Raw genomic sequence first — 8,830 nt, 5'->3', positions numbered from 1 at the left:
AGAGCAGTTCACAGGATTCCGGGGGTCCCGGAATTCCCGGGGGAGGGACGCAGCACCATGGAACGTCGTCGCTTCGGCCTGCCCGCGTCCAGACGCGGGCGGGCAGGGGTGGGCGCACTAGTCGCCGGCGCGCTCGGCGTCGGCCTGCTCACCGTCCCGCTGTTCGGCGACGCGGGCCCCGCGGACTCACCCGCCGAGACGAAGAAGGCCGCCACCGGCCCGCTGACCCAGGACACCGCGCAGAAGCGGGCCGTCTCCACGGGCAAGCGCGTCGAGGTGACCGCCCTGCGCGACGAGACGTCCACGACGTACGCGCGCCCGGACGGCAGCTTCGAACTGGTCGCCCACGGCGCGCCGGTGCGGGCCGAGGTCAACGGGGTCTGGAAGCCCATCGACACCACGCTCACCAAGGCGGCCGGGGGCGGTTGGGCGCCCAGGGCCGCGGTGGACCCCGTGGTGTTCTCGGCAGGCGGCGACAGCGGTGCCGGCGCCGGCAGCGGCGTCCGAGGGGCCGTCGCCCGCAAGGGCGGCCGTGGGGTGACGACCGTTCAGCCGGCCGTCTTCACCGTCGCGCGCGGCGGCACCGCCGTGCAGGCCGCCGACGCCACCGAGGGCTACACCGAGCTGGCCACCATGACCAGCGGCGGCCACGAGATCACCCTGAGCTGGCCGGGCGCGCTGCCCGAGCCGGTCGTCAGCGGACCGAGCGCCCTGTACCGGGACGTCCTCACCGGGGTCGACCTGCTGCTGACCGCGCAGGCCAGCGGCTTCAGCCACGTGCTGATCGTGCACGACGCGCAGGCGGCCAAGGACGCGGCGCTCTCCGGGCTGTCGTACGGGCTGTCCTCGCCGGACCTCACCTTCCACCTCGACCCGGTCACCAAGGTCGTCAGCGGCAAGGACCGCGACGGCCAGGAGATCGCCGTCTCCCCCACCCCCTACCTGTGGGACTCCGCGGGCCGCACCGCCACCACCGAGGGCGGCGACCCCGAGCCGACGGAGGAGGAGACGGAGCCGGCCCCCTCGTACTCCGAGGAGCCGGGCGCCCCGGCCCCCGAGGAGAACGCCGTACCCGAGGACGGGCTGGACACGGACGCGCCGGCGGAGTCCTCCTCCGGCAGCGCCACGACCGCCGACCCGGCCGCCTTCCGCGGCACCGCGCGGGCCGGCGCGGCCGTCTTCCGGCAGGCCGCCCACCGCGACGCCGTCCCCGCCGCCCTCTCCGACGAGCAGGTCTTCGCCCTGCCCGGACTCGCCGGTCCCGACCCCGGCACCCACCTGGCCGTCGCCGGCGCGAAGCTGACCGCGCCCGGCGCCGCCTCCACCCTGCTGTCACTGGTCCCGGACGCCGACCTGCTCGCCGACGCGGACACCGTCTACCCGGTCTTCATCGACCCCACGATCTACGGCAAGACGAAGAACTGGACCACGGCGTACAAGAAGTACCCGAGCTCCAGCTTCTACGACGGCGCCAACTACAACAGCGGCACCACCGAGGCGCGCGTCGGCTTCGAGTCGACCACCTGGGGTCTGTCGCGCTCCTTCTTCCGCCTGGGCTGGTCCACCAGCATCAAGGGCGCCCATGTCTCCTCCGCCTCCATCAAGCTGCGCGAGACGTACTCCTGGTCCTGCTCCTCGCGCGAGATGCAGCTGTGGCTGACCGGGGGCATCTCCTCCAAGACCACCTGGAACAACCAGCCGGACTGGAAGACGGAGATCGGCACCAAGTCCTTCGCGTACGGCTACAACTCGTCCTGTCCGGACGCCTACGTCAGCTACGACGCCAAGTCGGTCGCCCAGGACGCGGCCGACGGCGGCTGGTACTCGATGACGATCGGGCTGCGCGCCACCACCGAGGACTCGGCGTACTCCTGGAAGAAGTTCCGGGCGGAGGGCGACAGCGCCCCCAAGCTCACCGTCGTCTACAACCGCAAGCCCAGGACGCCCAGTTCGCTGGCGCAGTCCCCCGGCGGCAACTGCGACAAGACCACGCCGTACATGCACATCGGCAAGCGCGACCTGACGCTTTCGGCGGTCTCCTCCGACGCCGACGACACCTCCACCCGGCAGGACCTCCAGTACCTGGACTTCGAGCTGTGGCGCACCGGCTACGGCGACACCAAGATCCTCGACAAGAACGTCGCGGTGACCAGCACCGGCAAGGCGTCGGCCACGGTCACCAAGGACAAGTTCACCAACGGCTACACCTACTCCTGGCGGGTGCGCGCGATCGACTCCAGCGGGGCCGCCTCGCCGTACGCGCCGACCTCCGACCCGTACGTGTGCCGGTTCATCTTCGACAGCGCCAAGCCCAACGAGCCGCTCGTGTCGTCCACCGCGTTCCCGGCGGCCGACGAGGACGGTTCGATCTGGTCGACGGTGAAGTTCGGCTCCTCCGGCAACTTCACCTTCGCGCCGGACGACGACACCGACGTCACCAAGTTCGAGTGGTCCTTCAACACCACGACCTACGATAAGAACAAGACCGTCACCGCCGGCACGTCGACGACCGTTGCGCTGTACCCGCCGACGGCCGGCCCCAACGTGCTGTACGTGCGGGCCGTGGACAGCTCCGGCAACCCCTCGCTCGGCACGAAGTACCTGTTCTACGTCACCCCGCGCGACGCCGCCGACAAGCCCGGCGACACCACGGGCGACGGCATCCCGGACCTGTACGCGATCAGCTCCAACGGCAACCTGCTGATGTACCCGGCGATGACCACCGGTGACCTGCACGTCGGCCTGGAGGCCGCCCACGACAACGGCATCGGCCTGCTCTCCGACCCGGACCTCGACGGCGAGGACCACCGGCCCGGCTACTGGATGGGCAGCGACGGCAAGCCCGCGCTGATCGCGCACGGCGGCGACGCCATCGCCGCGGACGGCGTCGGCGACCTCTTCGCCCGGATGCCCGACGGCAAGCTGTACGTCTACCCGGGCGACGGCTACGGCAGCGTCGACATCGCCCAGCGCAGCACCGTCCGGCTGCCGGCCGGCTCACCCGACCCGGCGACGTTCGACCAGATCATCGTGGGCGACTACGACGCCGACGGCCGCGCCGACCTGTTCGCCACGGCCACCGGCGGCGAGATGTGGGCCTTCGAGGGCTACACCGGCGCCACCTTCCTGACCGTCACCAAGATCGCCTCGACGGCGTGGCTGGAGCGGGACCTCGTCTCGGTCGGCGACCACGACAAGGACGGCGCCCCCGACCTGCTGTGGCGCTCCGGCTCCTCCAGCCGCCTCTACCTGCGGTACGGCGTCAAGGACGGTGCGGGCGGCTCCACCATCGCCTCGCTGTCCACCGCGGTGGACTCGAAGACGGGCGCCGACGAGGTGTACGCCGAGGGCTGGTCGACGACCGCCGTGCCCGTCACGCACCTCCGCGGCACCCCGGACGTCACCCAGGACGGCATCCCCGACATCTGGGCGCCGTCGAGCGCCGGAAGCATCTACTTCTACAAGGGTGGTGCGACGGTGATCGGGACCGGAACGGCGGTGATCAGCTCGACCAGCGAGTGGATGACGACGAAGCTGGCCTTCGGCTGACCGGCGCCCCGCCTGCCACTCGGTACCGCTTCGCGGGAAGCCCTCACGGGGCCGGAGTCCTACGACTCCGGCCCCGTCGCCGTGTCGCGGGGCCCGTGCGGCAGGGGGCCCGCCCGGTCCAGCAGTCCCGTTCTCGCCGCCAGCGCCGCCGCCTCCAGGCGGGAGCCGACGCCGAGTTTCATCAGGACGCGCTGGACGTGGGTGCGGGCCGTGGAGGGCGCTATGCCCATGCCGGCCGCGATCAGGCGGGTGTCCTCGCCGTCGGCGACCCGGACGAGGACCTCGACCTCCCGCGGGGTGAGCAGCTGCAACAGACGCTGGCCCTCGTCGTCGGGCTGCGCGGCGGGGTTGAGGAGTTCACCGAAGGCGCCCTGGAGGAGCTGCGGGGCGACCGCCGCCTCACCCGACCGCGCTTTCATGATCGCCCGCTCGACGCCCTCGATGCGCTCGTCGTGCCGTACGTACCCCGAGGCGCCGGCCGCGAAGGCCGCCGCGATGCCACGCGGGCTCGGGACCGGGCCCAGGACCAGGACGGCGACCTGCGGCCGCTCCCGCTTGATCCGGACCACGGGGTCGAAGATCCCCGGTTCGGCCGGGGTCGCCGTCCCCAGCAGGCACACCTCCGGTGCCCGGGTGATCACGAGTTCCGCCGCGCCCGCCGCGGGCGCCGCCGCGGCGAGCACCCGGTGCCCCCGCAGTTTCAACGCCGAGGCCAACGCCTCGGCCAGCAGTCGGTGGTCGTCGACCACCATGAGCCGCACTCCCATCGAGCAACCCCCCAGTCCCCCCATGGATGCCCACACGGACAAACAGGCAACGCCGGACACAACCAGACCCAGACAGACAAAAGGTGCCCCCCGGCACCCCGCCCTTCATGCCCCCGGAAGCTACACGCTTGTTCGACGTTGCGCTCCCCTTACCGGCGAGAACTGCCCGGATCGCCGAAATTCCTCGCATTCGAGGGTGATGAGCGGTACGTGAACGGCCCCGCCCCTGAGCAGGGGCGGGGCCGTCACGGCAACCGGTGGGATGATCAGCCGCTGGTGCCGAAGGCGAGCGCCAGGTACTCCTGGTCGCCCGAACCGGAATCGTCCGCATACACCTCGGACATGTACAGGCGCCCCTGGGAGTAGAGGATCTCGGAGTACTCCGGGGACATGTTGGACTCCGCGTCCCGCACCGACTCCGTGTCCGGGTTCTTCAGGAGGGTCGTCTGCTTGAACGAGCCGCCGTCGATGCTGACGATCTGCCCGCCCTCGTCGTACGGCGCCCGCTTGTACGCGATCACGTTGCTGCCGTCCATGCGCAGCGGGACCAGCTCGTAGCCGTCGCCGGCGTCGGCGCGCTGGCCGGTCTGCTTGCCGGTGGTCAGGTCGAAGGCGACGATCTCGTTGGTCTGGCCGTAGTCGCCGGTGCCGTCGTGCTCCTCCGTCGGGATGTACAGCCGGTTGCCGCCGACCGCCAGGCCCGAGCAGTACTCCATCCTGGTGATGCCGTCGCAGCGGGCCGCGAACTGCTCGCCCGGCGCGGAGATACGGGTCTTCAGCTTGCCGGTCTTGTTGTCGATGGAGAAGAAGTCCGAGATGCCGCTGCCGTCCTGGGCGCTGTCACCGACGTCGGCGGCCACGACCAGCGGGTCCGTCGACACGATGCTCGCGTACTCGATGCCGGTCGCCATCTTGTACTCGGAGAGCACCTTCCCGGAGGCCGGGTCGATGGTCTGGATCTGCAACTGCCGCGCGTCGTAGGTACCGCACTTGCGCACCGCGACCAGCTTGGCGCCGCCGCCGTAGCCGGCGTCGTAACAGGTGTCGGCCGGCTTCGGGGCCCACAGCTGCTTGCCGCTGTCGATGTCGAAGGCCGCGCCGCCCTCGGTCGCGCCGAGGGCCACCGTGCGCGCGCTGACGGTGACGTTGTCGATGGTGACCGGGTAGTCGCCCGACGAGACGGTCTTCGTCCACAGCTGCTTGCCCGCGGCGAGGTCGATCGCCGCGACCTGCGTGCAGCCGGCCGAGGAGTCCTTCGCGGGCATCTTCGGCTGGAAGACGATCGCCGTCCTGTCGTCGTCGGTGGCGTACTCGCTGGCCGTGCACACCGGGCCGGGCAGCTTGATCGTCCACAGCTTCGTGCCCTTGACCGGGTCGTAGCCGACGACCTCGGCGACGCCCGACTTCACGTACGCCTTGTCGGTCAGCCAGGAACCGGTCACGACGACGCTGTCGTCCTTGGCGACCGCGGGCGACGGGATCTGGAAGAGGACCTTGGCGTCGGGGTCGGCGGGCACCTTCTCGCTACCGCCGGAGGACGTGCCGCCGGTGCCCTTGTCGTCGCCGCCCCCGCCGTTCGTGCCGCCGGAGCTGGCGGTGTCGTCCTTCTTGCCGCTGTCACCCGACTTCGCGTAGAGGACGCCACCGCCGATGATCAGCGCGATCGCGACGACCGCGGCGACGATGATGGCGACCTGGGCGTTGATCTTGCGGCCGGTGCCGGACTGCCCGCCGGGCTGGGGGTGCATGGGCATGGTGGGGGGCTGGCCGGCGTAACCGCCCGGGTAGCCCGGCTGCCCCGGGTAGCCGTAGCCGGGCTGCTGGCCGTACGGGGCCTGCTGGCCGTACGCCGGTTGCTGACCGTACGCCGGCTGCTGGGCGTAACCGGGCTGCTGGGCGTAGGGGTTCGGCTGGCCGGGCTGGGCCGGCTGACCGGGCTGGGCCGGCTGACCGGGCTGGCCGGGTTGGCCCGGCTGGGCCGGGTAGCCGTAGCCCGGGCCGGCGGGGGGCTGGGGCGGCTGGGCGGGCGGGGCCGCCTGCGGGTAGCCGTAGCCCGGCTGAGGCTGCGGAGGCTGGGGCTGGGACTGGGGCGGGGTCGGGGGACCCTGCGGGGGCCGGCCGGGTTGCGGGGGCGGGCCCGCCGCCTGCGACTTGCTGAGCTGCGGGGCCTGCGGTGCCGTGGGCGGGGCCGGCGGCGGGGACTGCGGGGCGCCGAAACCACCCTGGGGCGGAGCGTCCTGGGGAGCGGCGTCCTGGGGAGCGGCGTCCTGGGGAGCGGCGTCCTGGGGAGCCGGAGCGTGCGGTGGCTGCGACGGCGGCTGCTGCTGGGGTGCGCCGAAGGCGCCCTGCTGCTGGGGCTGTTGCGGGGGCTGGTCCTGGGGTGTCCCCTGCGGGGGCTGGTTCGGCGGCGGGGGCGGCGGCTGGGTCATGGTGTGGGTACCTCGGGAGAACGCTCGGGGAGACGGGGCACGGTGCCGGGACGACGGGGCCGGGGAGACCGGGGTGGCCTGGCGGCGGGGGTGCCGGCGTGAGCCGGTGGTACTGCCGCCGCCGCGGCCGGGATCGCCCGCCTCACTTGCCGTAGGCGAGCATCAGCTTCTCCTTCGAGTCGTCCTTGCCCGTCAGCCGGGTGGAGGAGAGGTAGAAGCGCCCGTCGACCCAGGCGGTGTCCCGCGAGAAGAAGCCGTCCTCGAGGTCGATCGTGCTCTCGGGCAGTTGCAGCAGCGTCGTCGGCGTGTGCGCGGAGCCGGCCGTCGGGATCGACACGACCCGGCCGGCCGCGTCGTACGACGGCTCGACGTACGCGACGAGGTTCCCGCCGTCCATCCGCACCGGCATCATCGACTCCTCCGCCGGGGACTTCACGCGCCACTTCTCCTTGCCGGTGGCGAGGTCGATCGCGACGATCTCGTTGGGGCCGCTGGTCGCCTCGGTCGGCAGGTACAGGGTGTTGGCGTCGGCGGCGGTGCCGTCGCAGCCGGTCAGGTTGCGCTGCAGGACGGCCCAGCCGCACTCGGGCAGGAAGTCCTCGTCGAAGGCGACCTGCGAACGGAACGTGCCGTCCGCCTTGAACGCCGAGATGTTCCAGGCGTTCTCGTCCTTGTTGGTGCTGTAGACGACGAGCGGGTCGACGGAGTACATGCGCGCGACCGTCCAGCCCTTGTCGAACTTCTGGGTCCACCTGACCTTGCCGGTCGCCGGGTCCAGCTCCTGCATCTCGTCGTGCTCGTTCGCGCCGGTCGCGTCGCAGGAAGCCACCGCGATGAGCTTGGCGCCGCCCGCGAAGGCGGTGGGGAAGCAGGCGTCGCCGTACTTCTTCTTCTCCCACAGCGTCTTGCCGGTACGGACGTCGTACGCCGTGCCGGACTGCGAACGGCCCACCATCAGCGTGTTGCCCGTGAGGGACAGCTCGATGGTGATCGCGCTGTCGAACAGCGCGCCGTCCGCCACGACGGCCTTCCAGCCCCGGGCGCCGGTGTTGAGGTCGACCTGCTGGAGCTGGTTGCACTTGGCGCGGTCGCTGGTGCCGCTCATGTACGCCACGACGACCTTGTCGTCCGCCGTCTTCTGCGGGGTGACCGCGCAGATCTTCTGCGGGAACGTGATGGCGTCCCAGGCCGGCCTGCCGTCACCGACGTTGTAGGCGACGAGGTCCTTGTAGGCCGCCTTCACCGCGGTCTTGGAGGTGACCCACATGCCGGGGGCGTCGGCGCCGGAGGCGGGCGCGTCCGGCGCCTCCTTGTACCAGAGCACCTTGGCCTCGCCGGCCTTGCGGCCCGCGTTGAAGTCCTGCGGTTCCTCGCCGCCGTCTCCGTCACCGTCACCGGGATTGACCGGGCTCTCGCTCGCGGTCGCCTTGCCGTCGTCGCTCGGTCCGGCGACCGGCTTCTTCTTCCCGCCGTCGTCGCCGGTGACCACGAACACCGTCCCGCCGATCACCAGCAGCGCCGCGACCGCCGCCCCGACGACCAGGGCGGGCTTCCCCTTGAAGGGGCTGCGCGAGCCGGGCGGCGGGGTGCCGGGGGCGCCGGGGAACTGGGCTCCGGGCGGGTACCCGTAACCGGGTTGCTGCCCGTAGGGCCCACCGGGCTGACCATACGGCCCCGGCTGCTGCGGCTGACCGTACGGCCCCGGCTGCTGCGGCTGGCCGTACGGGCCCGGCTGCTGCGGCTGGCCGTACGGGCCGGGCGCGGCCGGGGCACCGTAGGGGCCGGGCTGCGCGGGCGGTTGCTGCGGGTAGCCGTAGCCCGGCTGCGGCGGTTGCGGGGCCTGCGGCGGCTGGGCCGGCGTCTGCGGCGCGCCGAAGCCGCCCTGCGAAGGCTGCGGAGATTGCGGAGGTTGCGGAGGCTGCGCCGGCTGGTCCTGGGGCTGCTGTGGTGCTCCGGAACCGCCCTGCTGCGGCGGCTGGTTGGGCGGCTGAGTCATCAGCGTGTTCCCCCTATGTCACTGATTTTTAGCCACGCCCTGAGGTTCGTGACGGACCCAGAGTCGTACTCAGAAAGTTCTCAGACGGC

Annotated in this window: 4 protein-coding genes; 1 reads left to right on the top strand and 3 read right to left on the bottom strand. The window is 71.9% G+C overall.

Going from position 1 to position 8,830, the window contains the following annotated elements; translation table 11 throughout:
• Nucleotides 1–57: 57 nt before the first annotated feature.
• Nucleotides 58–3,549, top strand: a complete 3,492-nt coding sequence (locus ACF1A1_RS28455; RefSeq protein ID WP_392003853.1) for a DNRLRE domain-containing protein — start codon at nucleotides 58–60, stop codon at nucleotides 3,547–3,549.
• A 59-nt stretch (nucleotides 3,550–3,608) separates the two neighbouring features.
• On the opposite strand, the gene ACF1A1_RS28450 is transcribed toward ACF1A1_RS28455, so the two are convergent.
• The 3 genes from ACF1A1_RS28450 to ACF1A1_RS28440 all read right to left on the bottom strand — a co-directional run bounded on the left by ACF1A1_RS28450 (nucleotide 3,609) and on the right by ACF1A1_RS28440 (nucleotide 8,741).
• Entirely contained in the window at nucleotides 3,609–4,316 is a 708-nt protein-coding gene (locus ACF1A1_RS28450; RefSeq protein WP_392003852.1) for a LuxR C-terminal-related transcriptional regulator, read from the bottom strand.
• A gap of 266 nt (nucleotides 4,317–4,582) precedes the next feature.
• On the bottom strand, nucleotides 4,583–6,745 hold the full coding sequence (locus ACF1A1_RS28445) for a PQQ-binding-like beta-propeller repeat protein (protein ID WP_392003851.1): 2,163 nt from the start codon (nucleotides 6,743–6,745) through the stop codon (nucleotides 4,583–4,585).
• Nucleotides 6,746–6,887: 142 nt separating this feature from the next.
• Nucleotides 6,888–8,741, bottom strand: a complete 1,854-nt coding sequence (locus tag ACF1A1_RS28440) for a PQQ-binding-like beta-propeller repeat protein (protein WP_392003850.1) — start codon at nucleotides 8,739–8,741, stop codon at nucleotides 6,888–6,890.
• Between the last annotated feature and the right edge of the window lie 89 nt (nucleotides 8,742–8,830).

The organism is Streptomyces sp. NPDC014995 (assembly GCF_043080745.1).
Lineage (GTDB): Bacteria > Actinomycetota > Actinomycetes > Streptomycetales > Streptomycetaceae > Streptomyces.
The sequence above is the reverse complement of the archived record's forward strand: the minus strand, read 5'-3'. Positions and strand labels throughout refer to the sequence as shown.